The sequence below is a fragment of the Mycobacterium shunyiense genome (assembly GCF_058270075.1).
On sequence record NZ_JBZDPU010000014.1, the window covers coordinates 102,424 to 122,314 of the forward strand.

The 19,891-nt window shown below is 67.2% G+C and carries 15 protein-coding genes; 7 read left to right on the plus strand and 8 right to left on the minus strand.

Features of this window, described 5'->3' with window-relative positions:
• Positions 1-79: 79 nt before the first annotated feature.
• The 3 genes from AC4ELH_RS11530 to AC4ELH_RS11540 form a co-directional block, all read right to left on the minus strand.
• On the minus strand, positions 80-1,909 hold the full coding sequence (locus tag AC4ELH_RS11530) for a phosphoenolpyruvate carboxykinase (GTP) (protein ID WP_064879804.1): 1,830 nt from the start codon (positions 1,907-1,909) through the stop codon (positions 80-82).
• A gap of 156 nt (positions 1,910-2,065) precedes the next feature.
• Positions 2,066-3,595 (minus strand): hypothetical protein, encoded by a 1,530-nt coding sequence (locus tag AC4ELH_RS11535; protein WP_498884540.1) that lies wholly within the window; start codon positions 3,593-3,595, stop codon positions 2,066-2,068.
• Positions 3,592-4,488, minus strand: coding sequence for a P-loop NTPase family protein (locus AC4ELH_RS11540; RefSeq protein WP_498884542.1), 897 nt, complete (start codon positions 4,486-4,488; stop codon positions 3,592-3,594). The genes AC4ELH_RS11535 and AC4ELH_RS11540 overlap by 4 nt, the downstream gene beginning before the upstream one ends.
• Before the next feature lie 230 nt (positions 4,489-4,718).
• Here AC4ELH_RS11540 and trmB point away from each other — a divergent pair, with 230 nt between their 5' ends.
• From trmB to mmpL3, 3 genes are all read left to right on the plus strand, one after another.
• Positions 4,719-5,516, plus strand: a complete 798-nt coding sequence (gene trmB, locus AC4ELH_RS11545; protein WP_498885025.1) for a tRNA (guanosine(46)-N7)-methyltransferase TrmB — start codon at positions 4,719-4,721, stop codon at positions 5,514-5,516.
• Positions 5,513-6,229 (plus strand): NYN domain-containing protein, encoded by a 717-nt coding sequence (locus tag AC4ELH_RS11550; RefSeq protein WP_064879806.1) that lies wholly within the window; start codon positions 5,513-5,515, stop codon positions 6,227-6,229. The genes trmB and AC4ELH_RS11550 overlap by 4 nt, the downstream gene beginning before the upstream one ends.
• 78 nt (positions 6,230-6,307) lie before the next feature.
• Positions 6,308-9,331, plus strand: coding sequence for a trehalose monomycolate exporter MmpL3 (gene mmpL3, locus AC4ELH_RS11555; RefSeq protein WP_448448047.1), 3,024 nt, complete (start codon positions 6,308-6,310; stop codon positions 9,329-9,331).
• 72 nt (positions 9,332-9,403) lie between these two features.
• On the opposite strand, the gene AC4ELH_RS11560 is transcribed toward mmpL3, so the two are convergent.
• On the minus strand, positions 9,404-10,540 hold the full coding sequence (locus AC4ELH_RS11560) for an AI-2E family transporter (RefSeq protein ID WP_064881115.1): 1,137 nt from the start codon (positions 10,538-10,540) through the stop codon (positions 9,404-9,406).
• Positions 10,541-10,612: 72 nt separating this feature from the next.
• On the opposite strand from AC4ELH_RS11560, the gene AC4ELH_RS11565 reads away from it, so the two are divergent.
• The 3 genes from AC4ELH_RS11565 to AC4ELH_RS11575 are packed head-to-tail and all read left to right on the plus strand — an operon-like array spanning position 10,613 to position 13,360.
• Complete coding sequence (locus AC4ELH_RS11565; RefSeq protein WP_498884545.1) at positions 10,613-11,800, plus strand: lysylphosphatidylglycerol synthase transmembrane domain-containing protein; 1,188 nt, start codon at positions 10,613-10,615, stop codon at positions 11,798-11,800.
• Positions 11,801-11,808: 8 nt separating this feature from the next.
• Positions 11,809-13,008, plus strand: a complete 1,200-nt coding sequence (locus AC4ELH_RS11570; RefSeq protein WP_064881119.1) for a M23 family metallopeptidase — start codon at positions 11,809-11,811, stop codon at positions 13,006-13,008.
• Positions 12,995-13,360, plus strand: a complete 366-nt coding sequence (locus AC4ELH_RS11575; RefSeq protein WP_448448042.1) for a DUF3054 domain-containing protein — start codon at positions 12,995-12,997, stop codon at positions 13,358-13,360. Before AC4ELH_RS11570 ends, AC4ELH_RS11575 begins: the two co-directional genes overlap by 14 nt.
• Here the strand turns inward: AC4ELH_RS11575 and AC4ELH_RS11580 are convergent.
• The 4 genes from AC4ELH_RS11580 to AC4ELH_RS11595 form a co-directional block, all read right to left on the minus strand.
• Positions 13,348-14,694, minus strand: a complete 1,347-nt coding sequence (locus tag AC4ELH_RS11580; protein WP_448448040.1) for a HAMP domain-containing sensor histidine kinase — start codon at positions 14,692-14,694, stop codon at positions 13,348-13,350. The two genes, AC4ELH_RS11575 and AC4ELH_RS11580, sit on opposite strands and share 13 nt — an antisense overlap.
• Positions 14,695-14,749: 55 nt before the next feature.
• Positions 14,750-15,418: a response regulator transcription factor gene (locus tag AC4ELH_RS11585; protein ID WP_167769574.1), complete on the minus strand. Its 669-nt coding sequence runs from the start codon at positions 15,416-15,418 to the stop codon at positions 14,750-14,752.
• Between the two features lie 76 nt (positions 15,419-15,494).
• A complete protein-coding gene (locus AC4ELH_RS11590; RefSeq protein WP_019346133.1) occupies positions 15,495-15,878 on the minus strand; it encodes a heme-binding protein in 384 nt (127 codons plus the stop codon).
• 168 nt (positions 15,879-16,046) lie between these two features.
• Positions 16,047-16,604 (minus strand): hemophore, encoded by a 558-nt coding sequence (locus AC4ELH_RS11595; RefSeq protein WP_064881125.1) that lies wholly within the window; start codon positions 16,602-16,604, stop codon positions 16,047-16,049.
• Positions 16,605-16,873: 269 nt separating this feature from the next.
• Between AC4ELH_RS11595 and AC4ELH_RS11600 the strand changes: the two genes are divergently transcribed.
• On the plus strand, positions 16,874-19,732 hold the full coding sequence (locus tag AC4ELH_RS11600; RefSeq protein WP_064881127.1) for an MMPL family transporter: 2,859 nt from the start codon (positions 16,874-16,876) through the stop codon (positions 19,730-19,732).
• Positions 19,733-19,891: the final 159 nt, after the last annotated feature.

Genomic DNA, 19,891 nt, shown 5'->3' on the forward strand with positions numbered 1-19,891 from the left:
CTAGACAGCCGAAAGGCCAGTTATCGCACGCTTTTTCGCAACTTGCGTGCAATAACTGGCCAGTCGGTTCTGGAAAGGGTTAGGCCTCTTCGCTCAGGCGGTGCTTGAGAGCGTCGAACTCGTCCTTGATGCCGGTGGGCAGCTTCTCGCCGACGAACTCGAACCACTCTTCGATCAGCGGGAGCTCGGCCTTCCACTCCTCGGCGTTGACGGCCAGGGCCTCGTCCACGTCGGCGGGATCCACGTCGAGCCCGGACAGGTCCAGGTCCGCCGCGGTCGGCACGATGCCGATCGGCGTGCTCTTGCCGTCGGCCTTGTGCTCGATGCGCTCGACGGCCCACTTCAGCACGCGGCTGTTCTCACCGAAGCCCGGCCACAAGAAGCGGCCGTCGTCGCCACGGCGGAACCAGTTCACGAAGAAGACCGCGGGCATCTTGGACTCGTCGGCGTTCTTGCCGATGTTGATCCAGTGCTGGAAGTAGTCACCGACGTTGTAGCCCAGGAACGGCAGCATGGCCATCGGGTCGCGGCGCACGGTACCGACCTTGCCCTCTGCGGCGGCGGTCTGCTCGGAACCCAGAGTGGCTCCGATGAACACGCCGTGCTGCCAGTCGCGGGCCTGGGTCACCAGCGGGACCGTGGTCTTGCGACGCCCACCGAACAGGATGGCCGAGATCGGCACACCCTGCGGGTCGTCCCACTCCGGCGCCAGCGTCGGGCACTGGGAGATCGGGGTGCAGTAGCGCGAGTTCGGGTGCGCCGCTTTGGTTTCCGCCTCGCGCAGGTTCCAGTCCTGGCCCTTCCAGTCGATCAGGTGGTCGGGCTCGCCCTCCAGGCCTTCCCACCACACGTCGTTGTCGTCGGTCTTGGCGACGTTGGTGAAGACGGTGTTGCCCGCGGCAATCGTCTTCATCGCGTTCGGGTTCGAATCCCAGTTGGTGCCGGGCGCGACGCCGAAGAAACCGAACTCCGGGTTGACGGCGTAGAGGCGGCCGTCCTTGCCGAACCGCATCCAGGCGATGTCATCACCGACGGTCTCGGCACGCCAGCCGGGAATGGTGGGCTGCAGCATCGCGAGGTTGGTCTTGCCACAAGCCGACGGGAACGCCGCGGCGATGAAGTAGGCCTTGTTCTCCGGGGAGATCAGCTTGACGATCAGCATGTGCTCGGCGAGCCAGCCCTCGTCATGCGCCATGGCCGAGGCGATGCGCAGCGAGTAGCACTTCTTGCCCAGCAGCGCGTTACCGCCGTAACCCGAGCCGAAGCTCATGATCTCGCGGGTCTCCGGGAAGTGGGTGATGTACTTCGTGTCGTTGCACGGCCACGGCACATCCTTCTGACCGGGCTCCAGCGGTGCACCGATCGAATGCAGCGCCTTGACGAAGAAGCCGTCGTCACCGATCTTGTCGAGCGCGGCCTGGCCCATGCGGGTCATGGTGCGCATCGAGACCACGACGTACTCGGAGTCGGTGATCTCCACGCCGAGCTTGGGATCCTCGGCGTCGAGCGGACCCATGCAGAACGGCACCACATACATGGTGCGGCCGCGCATCGAACCGCGGTAGAGGTCGGCCAGGATCCCGCGCATCTCGGTGGGATCCATCCAGTTGTTGGTGGGGCCGGCATCGATCTCGCGCTCGGAGCAGATGAAGGTGCGTGATTCGACGCGGGCGACGTCGGACGGATCGGAGAGCGCCAGGTACGAGTTCGGCTGCTTCTCTTCGTTCAGCTTCTGGAAAGTGCCCGCCTCGACCAGGTGGGCCGCCAGACGGTCGTACTCCTCGGCGGACCCGTCGGCGAAAACCACCCGGTCAGGCTGAGTCAACTCTGCGACCTCCTGAACCCAGGCCAGCAGTCCCTGATGTTTCGTCGGTGCGGTGTCCAGACCCGGAATGGTCGCTGAGGTCATCAAATTCTCCTGCGTAGGTTTGTGTAACCCAACCCGCGTCACGACGCGATCACGGCTACCCCTTGGGTAGAGGTTAACGCGGGTGACATACCCACGGTGAACCAGTGGTATGTCCGATCACTCACAGGAACGATTCAGATCAACGTTATCAGCTGGTTACTCGTCAGTAGCATCGCTGTTGCCGTACAAATCGGCCCGGACCGCGTCCAGCGCGCGCTGTAGTGGCGGGATCCGCCGGTCCCGCTGAGCCGCCGCCCGCGCGGTGGCGATGGCATGTTCCCGCAGTTCGGCGTCCATCGCGGCGGTCTTCTCCGCCGCCGCGGCGCTGTCGGCTTCCTCCCGGGCCGCCTGCTCGGTGGTAAGTGCGGATTCCGCAGCGAGCACCCGCGTGGCGACGAGTTGTTCCACCGCCGAACGCAGCGTCGTGGTGATCTCGCCGACCCAACGATCCAGCACCGCCCGGTCGTGCAACAGCGCGCGGGTGCCGACCACCCAGACCGCCAGGAGCAGCCCCACCACCGCGCCGACCACGAGTCCGGCCACTGCCAGCCGCGGCGCCGCACCGACCAGCAGCCGACTGACCGCCACCGCGACGCCCAGTCCGAACCCCGCCCCCAGAACCAGCATCAGCCGGGTCTCGGGTGTGCGGGATTTCAGCGGTGGCGGCGGCAGGTGGGGCACCGCCGGCTGAGCCGGCAATCCAGTCACCGCCGGCTGAGCCGGCAATCCAGTCACCCCCGGCCGAGCCGGCAGCTCGGGCAGGGCCAGCTCCAGTTCTGTCGCGACGCCGCGTAGGTGTGCGGTGATGCCCTCGTCAACCTCGCCGACAACCTCGCCGGCGCGCTGACGGGCGTACTCCTCGAACGTCGCGATCCGGCGACGGCTGATGCCTGCGACATCCTCCTGCAGTTCGGTGCGAACCGAATTGCAGCGATTACGGGCGAAGTAGCCGAGTTGAACCCGGGCCTGCTGCATCTGACTGCGCAGCGCGATGCTGCGTTCGGTGCGGGTCAGCCTCCGGGCCCGGGCCACCTCTGCGCGACGCTCCCGCAGCACATCCACCCGCGCCTGGCGGTCCGCCCCCGACCCGTCGGCCTCGTAGCGGCCGATCACTGCTTCCAGACGAGTTTCCCAGGCGCGCAACCTGTTCCGGCGAGCCATATCGGGATCGACCAACCGGCCGGACAGCAGGTCGACGAGTTCGTCGAGTTGCGGTTCGCCGAGATCGGGTGCCGCCGAAACCCCCACCCAGGGCATGCGCTCGTAGCGCTCGTCGCGTCCACTCAGGATCGCCGCGTCGGCGTCGCGTACGTCGCGCCAGTCGCGGTAGGCATCGATCTTGGACACCACGCCGACCACCAGGTCGGTGTAGCGCGACGCCAAATCAACCAGGGCACAGTCGGATTCGGTGATCGGAGCGGCCGCCGAAACCACGAAGACCACGGCCGCCGGCGCCTCACCGGCGACCAGTTCGGTGGATTCCACGAAAGTGGTCTGCGGCATCCGCTCCCGCAACGCCGCCATCACGCTGGTCGATCCGGCCAACCACGGACCGGCCACCAGCACCGCGTCGCGGGTCTCCACCCCCGGCGAGTTCAGGCCGGGATCGATCGCCGCCACCACGGCGTCAGCCGCCGCCACCGCATCCGCCACGGCCTCGTCCCGGGCCGTACCCACGTCGGTCATCGTTCCTTACCCGCCGCACCCAACAGTCTCAGTGACCCTCGCACAATGTCGTCGCCACAACTACGGTGCAGGGCATTCACCGGACCGTCACGGTAGCGCCGCCAGTGCCGGGCCCGGCACAGGTGGGCGTCACGGTCGGCGCCGGGATCCACCGTCAGCCCATCGGCCTGCACCACGTCCACGGCTGCGGCCATCAGCGCGATCACCGTCTCGTCGGCGGCCAGGAAGCGGCCCACGGCCGGACCGCCGACCGCGCGCAGCTCAGCCAGCGCCCACCGCACCCGTTGGTACCGGACCGAGGCGGCTGCAGTATCGATGTCCGCGACCACCCGGTCGACCTCACTGAGCCGCCGCAACAACTCCGGCAAGCTCTCGGCGGTTGCGCCGCGCCTCAGCGCCAGCGTGGTGTGCGCGATCCCGAACCGGTCGAGACGGTTCAGCAGCTCGGCGCGCACCGGCCCGTCCACCCGGTGCGGAACAGAGACGAAGGCGTCCACCGACGTCAGGTCCGCGGGTTCGGCAGCCAGCAGTCGGAGTGCGTCTACCAGCGGCTCCGGTAGGACCGACCGGCTCAGCAGCGCGATCATCGGCGTCACCGACACTCCGGCCAACTCCTGCAGACGTCTGGACCGGTGACGGGCGGTCGCGATCGGACCGCCGGGTCCGGACCCGGCCAGGTCGGCCTTGTTGAGGACGACGAGCGTCGGGCGTCCCGCCCGGTTCAACGCTGCGAGCAGGGCCTCATCCTCGGGTTTGAGCACCTCCGCGATGACGACGACCGTGACGTCGCCGCTTTCGGCGATCTCCAGACCTGCGCCGGCAAGCGCGTCCTCCACTGTGCTCACGCCGACGCCTCGACGTCCCCGCACACCCACCGTCAGGGGAGCCGTCACCCGCGCAACGATCTCCGCCAACCGCGCATCGCCGTCACGGTCGGCAAAGCGTGTGAGCTCGTCTGCGAAAATCTGGCGGCCTTCCCTACGCGGTGACGGGCGCAACCCCGGTGCCTCACGAAAAATCGTGACATGACCCGGACGGACTCGCGAACGGATGTTTGAGCCCTGGCAGCTGGAGGCAACTGTTGGGTATCAATCTCTACCACGATGCGGGCACACCGCCCCCGATAAGAGACCATGGACGGATGCACCCGTCCAGGTCCGACGTCGGTGGGCCGGCGTCGGCAGATGAGGCGGCCGACGTGCCGCCTGCCCAGCCGCACCGTTTTCCCCGGGTGACCAGCTTCCGCACCCGGCGGTCGACGCTGTCGCCCGCCCAGCAACAAACCTGGGAGCGGCTGTGGCCTGAGCTCGGCATCCAGGCCCGTGACGAGGACTCGCAACCGGTCGTCGACCTCGACACCAGGGCCTGGTTCGGCCGCTCGGCCCCGCTGATCCTGGAGATCGGCTCCGGCACCGGTACCTCCACTCTGGCCATGGCCCAGGCCGAGCCCGATTTCGATGTCGTCGCGGTCGAGGTCTACCGCAAGGGCCTGGCCCAACTGCTGAGCGCTATCGACCGCACCAACCAGACGTCGGCCCCCGTCACCAATATCCGCCTGGTCCGGGGGGACGGCGTCGACGTGCTCGAGCACATGTTCACCAGCGGGACCCTGACCGCGGTCCGGGTGTACTTCCCGGATCCCTGGCCCAAGGCCCGCCACCACAAGCGCCGCCTGCTGCAGCCGGCCACGGTGGCGCTGATCGCCGACCGGTTGCGTCCCGGCGGAATCCTTCATGCGGCCACCGATCACGCGGGATATGCCGAGCACATCGCCGAGGTCGGCGACGCCGAGCCCCGGTTGCGCCGGGTCGAGGCGGGCGCGGCCCTGCCCGTCTCGGTCGAGCGTCCGGTCACCAAGTACGAGCGCAAGGCATTGGCCGGTCCCGACGTCACCGAGCTGGTGTGGGAGAAACTGCCATGAGTGTGACCGAAGACATGCACGACGACACCGCGCAGGTAGAGGCCCGATCGAGCGCAGGCTCCGACACGCCGGACGGCACGCCCGCACGCCGCGTGTTGCTGGTGTGGGATGCGCCGAATCTCGACATGGGGCTGGGCGCGATTCTGGGTGGCCGCCCGACGGCCGCGCATCGTCCCCGCTTCGACGCGTTGGGGCGCTGGTTGCTCGCGTACGCCTCTGATCTGGTCGCCGAAAGCGGCGATGACGGAGATGTCTCGCTGGAACCCGAAGCCACTGTCTTCACCAACATCGCGCCAGGTAGCGCCGATGTGGTGCGCCCATGGGTGGAAGCGTTGCGTAACGTGGGTTTCGCCGTCTTCGCAAAACCGAAGATCGACGACGACAGCGACGTCGACAGCGACATGCTCGACCACATCGCCCTGCGTCGCAGCGAGGGATTGGCAGCAGTTCTGGTTGCCTCGGCTGACGGACAGGCGTTCCGGCATCCACTCGAAGAAATAGCCCGTGAGGGCACCCCGGTGCAGGTGCTCGGATTTCGCGAACATGCGAGCTGGGCGTTAGCGTCGGATACCTTGGAGTTTGTCGACCTGGAGGACATTCCTGGTGTGTTCCGGGAACCGTTGCCACGGATCGGCCTGGACTCGCTGCCCGAGCAGGGAGCATGGCTGCAGCCGTTCCGGCCGCTGTCCTCGCTACTGACCGCACGGGTATGACAACTGAAGACCTTCGTCGAAGCCATGCGCGGGTCACCACAAGTTTTGAAGCGAAATGTTAAAGCGTTAGGAGCCTAAGTGTTCGCCTGGTGGGGTCGAACGGTGTACCAGTTCAGGTACATCGTCATCGGTGTCATGGTGGCGCTGTGCCTAGGTGGCGGCGTCTACGGCGCCAGTCTCGGAGAGCACGTCACCCAGAGTGGTTTCTACGACGAGGGCAGCCAGTCGGTCCAGGCGTCGCTGTTGGGCGACGAGGTCTACGGCCGCGATCGAACCAGCCACGTTGTCGCGATCCTGACGCCGCCGGATGACAAAAAGGTCACCGACAAGGCGTGGCAGAAGACGGTCACGGAAGAACTCGACAAAGTCGTCGCCGACCACCCGGACCAGGTCCAGGGTTGGGTCGGCTGGCTGAAGGCGCCTGACGTCGCCTCGCTCGCCGCGATGAAGACCGAGGACGGACGTCACACCTTCATCAGCGTCCCCCTCAAGGGCGACGACGACGACGCGATCCTGAAGAACTACCAGGCCGTCGAACCCGATCTGCAACAGGTCAACGGCGGCGACATCAAACTCGCCGGCCTCAACCCGCTGGCCAGCGAACTGACCGGCACCATCGGCACCGACCAGAAACGGGCCGAGCTCGCGATCGTGCCCTTGGTGGCAGTCGTGCTGTTCTTCGTCTTCGGCGGTGCGGTTGCCGCCGCCCTCCCCGCGATCATCGGTGGCCTGACCATCGGCGGTGCGCTGGGCATTCTGCGGTTCACCGCCGAATTCGGACCGGTGCACTTCTTCGCCCAGCCCGTCGTGACGATGATGGGCTTCGGTATCGCCATCGACTACGGCCTGTTCATCGTGAGCCGGTTCCGAGAGGAACTCGCCGAGGGTTATGACACCGAGGCCGCAGTACGCAGATCGGTGATGACCTCCGGCCGAACCGTGGCGTTCTCCGCGGTGATCATCGTGGCATCCTCGCTGCCACTGCTGCTGATCCCGCTCGGATTCCTGAAGTCGATCACGTACGCGATCATCGCCTCGGTCATGTTGGCGGCATTCCTGTCGATCACGGTGCTGCCGGCCGTCCTGGCCATCCTCGGACCCCGCGTCGACGCCCTGGGTGTCACCACGCTGCTGAAGATCCCGTTCCTGGCCAACTGGCCGTTCTCCCGCCGGATCATCGACTGGTTCGCCGAGAAGACCCAGAAGACCAAGACCCGCGAAGAAGTCGAACAAGGGTTCTGGGGCCGACTGGTCAACATCGTGATGAAACGGCCCATCGCCTTCGCCACCCCGATCTTGGTCGTGATGACCCTGCTGGTCCTTCCGATCGGCTCGCTCACGCTCGCGGGTATCAGCGAGAAGTACCTGCCGCCGGACAACGCGGTGCGCCAGTCGCAGGAGCAGTTCGACAAGCTCTTCCCCGGGTTCCGCACCGAACAGATCACCCTGGTGATGCAGCGCCAGGACGGTGAGCCGATCACCGACGCCCAGATCGCCGACATGCGGGCCAAGGCGATGACCGTCTCGGGCTTCACCGATCCGGACAACAATCCGGACGCCATGTGGAAGGAACGCGCGGCCACCGACAGCGGTTCGAAGGACAAGTCGGTCCGGGTGATCCAGAACGGCCTGGTCAACCGTGGCGACGCGGCGACGAACATTTCGGACCTGCGGGCCCTGCAGCCCCCACACGGCATCGACGTGTTCGTCGGTGGCACCCCCGCCCTGGAACAGGACTCGATCCACAGTCTGTTCTCCAGATTGCCGCTGATGGTGACGATCCTGGTCATCACCACCACGGTGCTGATGTTCCTGGCGTTCGGATCGATCGTGCTACCGGTCAAGGCCGCGTTGATGAGTGCCCTGACGCTCGGTTCGACGATGGGCATCCTGACCTGGATGTTCGTCGACGGCCACGGGTCAGGGATATTGAACTACACGCCACAGCCACTGATGGCACCGATGATCGGTCTGATCATCGCGGTGATCTGGGGTCTGTCCACCGACTACGAGGTGTTCCTGGTCTCCCGCATGGTGGAGGCCCGAGAACGCGGCATGTCGACCGCCGAGGCCATCCGCATCGGTACCGCGACCACCGGTCGCCTCATCACCGGTGCCGCCCTGGTGCTGGCGGTGGTGGCCGGTGCGTTCGCCTTCTCCGACCTGGTGATGATGAAGTACCTGGCGTTCGGTCTGCTCATCGCACTTCTGTTGGACGCCACGGTCATCCGTATGTTCCTGGTGCCGGCCATCATGAAGCTGCTCGGCGACGATTGCTGGTGGGCTCCGCACTGGATGAAACGCATCCAGGAGAAGCTCGGCCTCGGTGAGACCGAACTGCCCGACGAGCGCAAGCGCCCGATGGCGCAGGACTCCGGCGAGGACCCCCGCGCACTGGCCGGTGCCGGTGCCCTGCCGGCACCACCGCGGCCCCACGATCCGACGCACCCGGCGGCCGAACCGATGCGCCCGCTGATGCCTCGGACCAACGCCCCCTCGGCTGCGGGCACCGCCCGTATCACCCCGCCGCAGCGGCAACCCGAGCAGCAGCCACCGCAGCCCAGCCAGGAGCCGTCCACCACCCGGTTCGCCATGGCCCGTAACGCCGTGCGCAACGCGGTGAACACGGCCGTCAACACGGTCAACACCGCGACCGGCAACACCAACGCCAACACAGAGCGCACCCCGCAGCCTCCGGCGGGACGGCCTGCCGGAGGTCCGGCGGGACCTCCGCAGCGCGAAGATCGCGAGATCGAGTCGTGGCTGGGTGCATTGCGTGGCGGCCCGGCCAAGGGTGGTCCGTCCAACGGCACCCCGCCGCCTCCCCCACCACCGGCGCCAGGGCCGCCACCGCGACCGTCGGCTGATGCCACCCGCGCGATGCCGCAACAGCAGCACCGTCCGCCTGCCGGTGGTGAGGCTGCGCCGACGACGGCGTTCAACGCGCAGCGTCCGGGACCGGCTCCCGGCCCGAATCCGGCGCCGCGCCAACGTGATCAGGATCCGTCGACCCAGAAGTTCAACCCACACGACGACGAACCTCCGCGTCGCGGCGGCGGGATGAGTGCGCAGGATCTGTTGCGCCGTGAAGGCCGCCTGTAAGAGCTCGCTGATCGAACGTCGGCCTGTGTTCGTCGATTCACCCGAATCTCGACCACAGGCCGACGTTCGGCGCTAATCCCCCGGGTCGTCCGGCGGCGGCACCGCAACCACCGTCCCTTCGGCTTCCTCCTGCCTGGCCTGCTCGGCGTCGGGGTCGTCGGCCAGCAGCACCCGCGTCGCGCTGTTGATGAACGCCACCGTGGGCACCGCGAGCAGGGCACCGACAATGCCGGCCAGGACACCGCCGCCCGCGATGGCCAACACCACCGCCAGCGGGTGGATCGACACCGCACGGCCCATCACCAGCGGTTGCAGCACATGTCCCTCCAGCTGCTGCACCGCGATGATCAGCCCAAGCGTGATCAGGGCGTAGACAAACCCCTTGGCCAGCAGTGCCACCACCACCGCCAGGAATCCGGCGACCACCGCACCGACCAGCGGGATGAACGCGCCCATGAAAACCAGCGAGGCCAGTGGCAGCGCCAATGGGATACCCATGATCGCCAGGCCGGTGCCGATGCCGACCGCATCGACGAGGGCCACCAGGAACGTGGCTCGCATGTAGCCGCCCAGCGAGTGAAAACCGGCCCGCCCGGCGTCCTGGACCCGTTCACGCACATGGCCCGGGAACACCTTGGTGACGAACGCGAAGATGCTGCGCCCGCCCTGCAGCAGGAAAATCAGCGTGAACAACACCAACAGCGCGCCGGTGAGCAGTTCGGTGAGAGTGCCCGCGGTGGACAACGCCCCGGTGGTGAGTTTCTCCTGGTTGCGTTGCAGCGCCTCGATCGCGGTGTTGCCGGCCTGGTCGATCTGCTCCTTGCTCAGCTGCAGCGGACCGTTGATCAGCCAGTTGCGCAGCCCGTCGATGCTTCGGGTCACCTGTTCGACGAGTTGCGGTGCGCCCTCGATGAATTGGGAGATGACGAAGCTCAGGATGCCGCCCACCACCGCGAAACTCGCGAGCAACACCAGGGCGACGGCAGCGCCGCGCGGGGCTCCCCGGCGGTCCATGAAGTCGACCGCGGGCAGTAGCAACGCCGCGACCATGGTGGCCAGTGCCACCGGCACCACGATCACCTCTAGGTGTTTGATCAGCCACAGCAGCGCCACGACGGCCGCCAGGATGACCAGCAGACGCCATGACCACGCCGCGACCTTCCGGACGAACGGCGTAACGGCCTCATCAGCAACAGGGTCCAGTGCCATGTCGGTAGCGTAATGCGGCGCGCCGCCGTAACCGGTGAGGTCGTCGCGACCAGCGCGGTTACCCTGTAGGGCGTGTCACAGGACGCGCCGGCCGACACAGCCCGGGACCGGGCCGGCTCCACGCGCGGCAAGTACTGGTGGGTGCGCTGGGTGGTCATCGCACTCGCGGTGACGGTGCTCGCCGTCGAAGTGACCCTGGTCTGGGACCAACTGGCGAAGGCCTGGCGCAGCCTGCTCACCGCAAACGGGTGGTGGGTGCTGGCGGCAGTGGGCGCCGCGATGGCCTCGATGCACAGCTTCGCCCAGATCCAGCGGACGTTGCTGCGCTCGGCCGGGGTGCCCGTCAGGCAATGGCGCTCGGAGGCCGCGTTCTACGCCGGCAACGCGCTGTCCACCACCATGCCCGGCGGCCCGGTGCTCTCCGCGACGTTCGTCTATCGCCAACAACGCATCTGGGGCGCGTCACCGCTGGTGGCCTCGTGGCAGCTGGTGATGTCGGGGGTGCTGCAGATCGTCGGCCTGGCGCTGCTGGGCCTCGGTGGGGCGCTCATGCTGGGTGCCAGCAAAAACCCCCTGTCACTGATCTTTTCGCTCGGCGCGTTTCTGGCGATCATCCTGCTGGCCCAGGCGGTGGCGACCAGACCGGAATTGATCGACGGCATCGGCGCCAAGGTGTTGTCGTGGGTGAACTCGTTGCGCGGCAAGCCGGCCAACACCGGGCTGGCCAAGTGGCGCGAAATCCTGCAGCAACTCGAGTCGGTCAGTCTGGGCCGGCGGGATCTCGCGGTGGCGTTCAGTTGGTCGATGTTCAACTGGGTCGCCGACGTGGCCTGCCTGGCTTTCGCGTGCTACGCCGCAGGCGGTCATCCGTCGCTGGCCGGGGTCACCGTCGCCTACGCCGCGGCCCGGGCCGTGGGGTCCATCCCGTTGATGCCGGGGGGCCTGCTGGTGGTGGAGGCCGTTCTGGTGCCGGGTCTGGTCTCCTCCGGAATGACGCTGGCCTCGGCCATCTCGGCGATGCTCATCTACCGCCTGGTCAGCTGGATCTTCATCTCCACGATCGGCTGGGTGGTGTTCTTCTTCATGTTCCGCACGGAGAAGGACATCGATCCGGACGCCGGCGGGCCGGCAATGCGGCCAAGCGCCGGCGGGCCGGCAATGCGGCCAAGCGCCGGCGGGCCGGCAATCCAGCAAGACGCCGGCGGGCCGCCGATACAGCCACAGGATCCCGACTGCCCAAAACCCGAATCCGAGCGCTAGGAGACGTCATGCGAATCCGGTATCCGATCGCGGTGCTCGTGCTGACCCTCGCCGGGTGCTCGTCGGCGGAGACTCCACAGTCGGAGTCGCCTACGACCACCACTCCGCCGCCGGTGGTCACCCCGGTGGTGGGATCGGTTCTGGCCGAACCGGTCCCGGTGGCGGCCACCGATGGCCGTACCCACCTGGCCTACGAGTTGATGCTGACCAACACCTCGCCGGGCGTCGTCACCCTCAATTCACTGAGCACCGCGACCGGCGACCGCAAGCTGCTGACCCTGTCCGGCGACAGCCTCAAGTACTGGACCAGGGCCGTGGGTAACTCCGCTGTCGGAACCAATGTGCTCGGCCCCGGGCAGAGTGCCTACGTGTGGCTGGACGTGATCGCCGACGATCCGACGCAGGTGCCCACCGAGCTCACCCACGAACTCGGGATCACCGTGGCCAAACCGATGCCGCCACTTGTCCCGCCCACCCTGACCGAATCCGTGGCGCCCGTGTCGGTGCAGACCCGCAAGCCGGTGTCCATCTCCCCGCCGCTGACCGGCGACAACTGGGTCGACGCCAACAGTTGCTGCGATATGACACCGCACCGCATGGCGCTCAACCCGATCAACGGAAAAGTCTGGGCGGCTGAGCGATTCGCGATCGACTACGTGCAACTCGGCGCCGACGGCCGGATCTTCGCCGGGGACCGGGCGAAGGTGGCGAGCTACCCGTATTTCGGCTCGGAGATCCACGCGGTCGCCGACGGGCCGGTGGTGGCGGTGCTCGACGGCCTCAACGAGCAGGTTCCCGGTGTCACGCCGAAGGGTCTGACCCTGCAGCAGTACGGCGGCAACCACATCGTGCAGGACATCGGTGACGGCAACTACGCCTTCTACGCGCATCTGCAGCCGAACAGCCTCAAGGTCAAGCCCGGTGACAAACTCAGCACCGGGCAGGTCATCGGTGCCCTGGGCAACTCCGGCAACTCCGATGCGCCGCATCTGCACTTCCATGTGATGGACGGGCCGGATCCGTTGGCGTCCAATGGCTTACCATTTACCTTCAAATCGTTCCGGCTGGATTCCCGGCTCACCTCGCTGAGCGCCGCCGACGCACTCTTCGACGGGAAGCCGGCCGCACGGCAACCGGGCTTCGCCGAGCGCGACCAAACCGACGTCAGCCCACTGGTACTGGATGTGATGACCTATGCGACGAGCTAGCGGCACGGCCTTCCTGGTCGACCTCATCTGTGTGGTGGTGTTCTGCACCATCGGCCGGCGCAGCCACGCCGAGGGCCTCACGGTCGCCGGTGTGGCCGAGACCGCGTGGCCGTTTCTGACCGGCACCGTGGTCGGTTGGTTGCTCTCCCGCGGCTGGCAGCGGCCGACGTCGTTGGCGCCCACCGGGATCGTGGTGTGGATCAGCACGGTGGTGGTCGGCATGGTGCTGCGCAAACTGACCTCCGCCGGCGTGGCCGTCAGCTTCATCATCGTCGCGTCCCTGACGACCGCGCTGCTGCTGTTGGGCTGGCGCGCGGTGGCGGCCGGGCTGCGGCGCCGTCAATCCGCCTGAGCCGCGTTCCCAGTCGATGAGCCCGACATGGCCACGGTCAACCTGGCCCGCAGACCACCGAGAGGTCCGTCGGACAACGTGATCTCGCCGCCATGCAACTGAGCCTGTTGGGCCACCAGCGCCAGGCCCAGCCCGGAGCCGCCTGCCATCGCGGTGCTGCCCCGTCGGAATCTGCCCAGGACGGTCTGGTGCTCCTCGACCGGTAGCCCGCGCCCGTTGTCGTCGACCGTGATGACCAGGAACTCGCTGTCGCGGTGCGCGGTCAGCACGATCCGGGTGGCCTCGCCGTGGACAACCGCATTGCGCACCAGGTTGTCCACCGCGATGCGCAGCCCGCCGGGCCAGCCCATCACCAGGCCGATGTCGTCGGCGACGTGGACGTCGATCCGGACATGCTCGCTGCCCCGGGTGTTCTCTCTGACCACCCGGTCGAGCAGATCGGCGATGTCGATCAGTTCGCGGTCCTCGGCCTGGGCAAGTTGGCCCGAGGCGAGCTGCCCCAGCGCGGTGATGATCGCCTCGACCCGGCGTTGTGCCCTGGAAAGATCGGCGACCACCTCGTCACGCTCGGACTCTGGCAGGTTGTGGATTCGCAGGGTGTCGAGATCTGCGCGCATCGCGGTCAGGGGGGTGCGCAGCTCGTGTGCGGCGTTGGCGGCGAAATCCTGCGCAGCCTGAAGCGAATTGGTGGTGGCGCGCTGCGCGGCAGCGAGCCGGGTGAGCATGCCCGCCATGGCCTCCGACAGGTCCTCGGCCTCCCGTACGCCGCGCACCTTCGGCATCGTGTCGGTGCCGCTGTCCAGTTTCGAGGTGTGCTCGGTGAGCTTGCGCAGCGGTCGGATGGCCGGACCCGCCAACAGCCAGCCCAACCCACCGGCCACCAGGACGGTGGCCACACCGAACGCGCTGTACAGCGGAATCCTGTTGGGGCTCAACAAGATACTGTCGGCACGGATACCGATGGACATCAACACTCCGCCGTGCTGGTCCACGTGGACGGTGCGCACCCGGTAATCGACGCCGTTGACCTCGACGGTCTCGGTTCCCGGCGGCAGCTCGGGCAACTGGAAGCCCCGCTGGAACACCACCTGCCCCGTTGAACGCGACCGGCCGGTGGTCAACACGCCACGCGTCGGATCCTGGAGGTGCTCGGGGTTGATGCTGGCGTCGACGATCGAATCGAGCCTGCGGTCCAACTGCGCAGAGTCGTTGTTGGCCAACACCACTGACGTCAGGATGGTGAACACCGCGACGACCGCCGCGGCGGCCAGCGCCGAGGCCACCGCGACCCTGGTGCGCAGCGACGCGGAACGGATGAAGCCGAAGATCCGCACCTACTGCTGGTTCCTCACGGCATCTGGTTCCCCCACCGAATCGATCACCTGGCCCTCAGGCATCTTCCCGCAGCACGTACCCGATCCCCCGGACGGTATGGATCACCCGGGGCACATCGGGGCGCTCGAGCTTGCGCCGCAGATACGAGATGAACACGTCGGCCACGTTGGTATCCACGTCGAAGTCGTATCCCCAGACCAGCTCGAGGAGTCGCTGCCGGGACAGGACCACGCCGGTGTTCTCCGCCAACACGGCCAGCAGATCGAACTCCCGCTTGGTCAGGTCGACACGATCGCCGCCGACGAACACCAACCGCCGCGCGGTGTCGATGGTCAACGCCCCGACGGTCATGGTGTCCGACGGACGGTCGGTGTGGCTCGCCCGACGCAACAACGCGTTGAGACGTGCCACGAGTTCACCGAGGTCGAACGGTTTCGTCAGGTAGTCGTCCGCACCGGCTTCCAGTCCCGCGATGCGGTCGTTGACCGTGTCACGCGCCGACAACACGCAGATGGGGATCTCGTTACCCAGTGCCCGCAGGGCGGTGACCACGGCGACGCCGTCGAGTTCCGGCATCTGGACGTCGAGAACGAGCGCGTCGTGCGACTCGTTCGACAACAGGCGCAGTGCCTCCTTGCCGGACGCCGCGACCCGGACGTCGAACCCCGAATGCCGCAATCCGCGGGCAACCGAAGTGCGCACATCCGGGTCGTCGTCGACCATCAGCACCGTGCGGTTCACGCTCTCGGGTGTCACGTGTCCTTCGCCGCTGGCGGGGGTAGCTTCCACCCGCACTCGGTTACGGGATGGAGGGAGCCGGAGCTTCGCCGCAGCGGTTCTTCAGGTCTACCAGCGGCTGGCGGATACCGGTCAGCTCGGCCTTGGTCTGCGGGTTTGCTTCGAGGTAGTCGTGCACCTTGGTCTTGACCTCCTCGCGCGGCAGGCCTTCCAGGCTGGTGAAGAAGTTGTTCACGTCGGGATGGGTGAACAGGTAGGCCGAAGTCGATGCCGATACGCCCGAAGCCACGCCTGCCAGATCGGCTGCGCTGCAGTTGGGAGGGTTGTTCGCCGGGTCGTCGGCAAGCGCCGACGGGATGGCGCCGAACAGCATCGCACCGGCTACAGCGCCGGCGCCGGCCACGCCAGCTACCACGCGCCGCGCATTTCGGGCCGAGAGCAACATGGTCAAGCTCCTTCATCGGATGGGGAAGGCCGTAACCCCAAACGGTTATCGGCTCAAGAAAGCTAAGCAGAATCCGTGACGACTTTCCTGCCTTGTGCGCAAACCGTCACGCCGGGCCGCGAACCCGCAGCTCAACGGTGTCGCCGCCGCGACGCGACGACGGAGGAGCTAGCGCGTCGAGGCCGTCGCGGGTCCCGGAAGCGGACCGGAGCCCGGTCGGACGGCCGAGGCCGCAGGAGATTGCGCAGGCATCGCGACGCCGGGCACTCCGACGTTCTGCGCCGAGGGCAGCGCCCCCGGCAAACCACTTGTGGCCGCCCCGGTCTGTGATTGGGTGGCCTGCACCAGCCCCATCAGCTGCGGCAGCGTGACCGGCAACTTGCAACGCGCTCCCAGGACGGTCAGGGGCTGCTGCAACTGCTGGATGTCCTTGGCAGCCTGCGGGTTGGCATCGAAGTAGGTCTTGAGCGCCGCGATCGACTGCGCTCCGCCCTGCTGCTGACTGATGGTGGTCAGAGCCTGGTTGGTCTGCGGATGGGTATCGAGGTAGTTGCCGATGTTGGTGGCCACCCCGCCCGCGGTTCGGGCGACCTCACTGGCCGCGCACGGATCGCTCGCAGCCGTGGCCGACGGGACCATGAGCGCGGCCGCCGTCGCACCGCCTGCCGCGATCGCCGCGAACGCGACGGCCAGCGAGCGGCGCAATCCACCGTTGGTCGGTTGCACTGGAGAACTCCTTCAGCGTGGGCCCCGGCGCACACGTCAGCCGGGGTCGTCTTTGGCTATGTCGCCGGACAGCGCTGTTCTGTTAGCGACGGTGACGTAACGCTATCGGGGTCAGCTGTGGATATTGCTGTGAGAAGTCTCAGGGCGATCTCAGAACCCGCAGAGAGCGGGCCACATTACACCTCTAGAGGTACGCTCTGGCTGACACAAGCCAGGACACGCCCAGCCACGTCGGGGGGAGAAAGCGGGGACCTCGCATCCAGCAGTTCATGATGCGCTTGAGCAGCTATCTGCGCAGATTCCGCTGGGCGGTTTTCGCGACATGGTTGTTGCTTCTGGTGCCCTCGATCTACCTCGCGATCAACCAGTCGTCCAATCTGACCGGCGGCGGTTTCGACGTCGAGGGTTCACAGTCGCTCCACGTCCAGCGGCAGCTCGAGGAACATTTCCCGGATCAGGGCGCGTCCCCGCTTGCCCTGATCGCCTCGCCCCGCGCGGACGCCTCGTTCCAGGACATGAACGCCGCGGTGGCCACGCTGGAGAAGATCGCGGGCCAGGTGCCCAGCGTCAAGATCGTCCCGAATCCGCAACAGCCCGCCCCGCAGCCGGACCGGCCCTATGTCATCACCCTGCAGCTGGACTTCAACAACACCGGTGCGGTGGACGTGGCCAAACAGCTGCGCCAGAAGGTCGGGGTGCACGGCGAAGACCCCGGTGAGAGCGAGAACGGCAAGGTCAAGTTCTACGTCATCGGGCAGGGCGCCCTCGGCGCGGCCGCCACCCAGGCAACCAAGCACGACATCGCCGCCGCCGAGAAGTGGAACCTGCCGATCGTGTTGATCGTGCTGTTGGCGGTGTTCGGCTCGCTGGCCGCCGCGGCGCTGCCGCTGGTGCTCGGTATCTGCACGGTCGTGGTCACCATGGGCCTGGTCTATCTGCTGTCGATGTACACGCAGATGAGCGTGTTCGTCACCTCGACGGTGTCGATGTTCGGCATCGCCCTGGCCATCGACTACTCGCTGTTCATCCTGATGCGGTACCGCGAGGAATTGCGCGCCGGCCGCGACCCGGCCGATGCGGTCGACGCCGCGATGGCCACCTCCGGTCTGGCGGTGGCCCTGTCGGGCCTCACCGTGATCGCCTCGGTCACCGGCATCTACATCATCAACACCCCGGTGCTGGTGTCGATGGCGACCGGCGCGATCCTGGCCGTCTCGGTCGCGGTCCTGACCTCCACCACACTGACCCCGGCGGTGCTGGCGACCTTCGGCCAGGCGGCGGCCAAGCGCTCGTCGTACCTGCACTGGTCGCGTCGCGCCGAGGCCACCCAGTCGCGGTTCTGGACCCGCTGGACCGGCGCGGTGATGCGGCGCCCGTGGGCCTCGGCCGTCGGGGCGACGATCCTGCTGCTGATCCTGGCGGCGCCGGCGTTCGGCATGGTGCTGGGCAACAGCATGCAACGCCAGTTCGAGCCCACCCACGAGATCCGCGGCGGGGTCAACGCAGCCGCCGACGCTCTGGGTCCCGGCGCGCTGGGCCCGGTGCGCGTGCTGGTGACATTCCCCGAGGGAACCGCCGACGGACCCAAGGGCACCGCCGCGCTCGACGCCGTTCGCCAGGAGATGACCAAGGCGCCCAACGTGGTCAACGTGCAGCCCCCCGTGTTCGCCGACAACAACACCAGCGCTCTGCTGTCCGCTGTGCTGGCGGTCGATCCGGAAGACCTGGCCGCGCGCGAGGCCGTCGACTGGATGCGGGACAACCTGCCGGCGGCGGCCGGGTCGAACGCACGGATCGACGTCGGCGGTCCCACCGCGCTGATCAAGGACTTCGACGACCGGGTGTCGAGCACCCAGCCGCTGGTCTTCCTGTTCGTCGCGCTCATCGCCTTCGTGATGTTGTTGGTGTCGATCCGGTCGGTGTTCCTGGCGCTCAAGGGCGTGCTGATGACGGTGCTGTCGGTGGCCGCGGCCTACGGCAGCCTGGTGGTCGTCTTCCAGTGGGGCTGGTTCGAGGAGTTGGGCTTCGAGAAGATCAGCTCACTCGACAGCACCGTTCCGCCATTGGTGCTGGCGATGACCTTCGGCCTGTCGATGGACTACGAGATCTTTTTGCTCACCCGGATTCGGGAGCGGTTCCTCCAGACCAACAGCACCCGTGACGCGGTCGCCTACGGGGTCAGCACCAGCGCGCGCACCATCACCAGCGCCGCGTTGATCATGATCGCCGTGTTCATCGGGTTCGCTTTTGCCGGCATGCCGCTGGTGGCCCAGCTGGGCGTCGCCTGCGCGGTGGCCATCGCGGTCGACGCGACCGTGGTCCGGCTGATCCTCGTGCCCGCCCTGATGGCCATGTTCGACGAGTGGAACTGGTGGCTGCCGCACTGGCTGGACAAGCTGCTGCCCGAGGTGGACTTCGAGAAACCATTGCCCAAGGTCGAGGTCACGGATCTGGTGATCATCCCCGACGACATTTCCGCGCTGGGCCCGAGCGGATCAGACCTGCGCATGATGGTCCGAACTGCCGCCCGGATGAAACATCTTGCCCCACAGACGATCATCGTCACCGATCCGCTGGCCTTCAGCGGCTGCGGCAAACCGTCTGCGCGGCTGGCGGCGCGGCGGCCGGGCGGACCGAAGCGCTGCCCCGGCGTGCATCCGGTGACGATGTGGCGGGGCAGGCTGTCGGTAGCCGTGGACGCGCTCGAGGCCGAGGCGGACGCGCAGCGGGCACCGATGGAACGCCTCGGCCCCGTCGAGACCACCAATGTGCAACTGCCGACGGGGGATCGGCTGCAGATCCCGACCGGCGCCGAAACGCTGCGGCTGAAAAGTTATCTGGTGATGTGTCGTAACAGCACCAAGGACTTCGAAGAGTTTGCTGATCTTGTCGAGTCGATGGAAACCGAGACCGCAGCTCTGGTGTTGTCGGGCATGGACCGGTATTACTGTGGGCAGAACCCGAAGAGCAGATGGGTGGCCACGCAGCTGGTGCGGCGGCTGGCCGACCCGCAACCGTCCGATGAACACGAGTTCGCGATGTCGGACCCGGATGCAGCTGCCGAATGGGAGAAGGTCAGGCAGCGCTGCCTGTCAGTTGCGGTAGCGATGCTGGAGGAGGCGAAGTGACGTTGGCCCCCGACGTCCGGGAACCGAGGGATGCGCGGATTGCGCGTCGCGACGAGATTCAGCCGGTTCAATCGTCCGCTCGACGCCCCCAGGGACCGCAGGCCCAACGCACCGCCGCGCCGCGCGCCTCGGCCCAACGCACCACCACGCAACGCACCA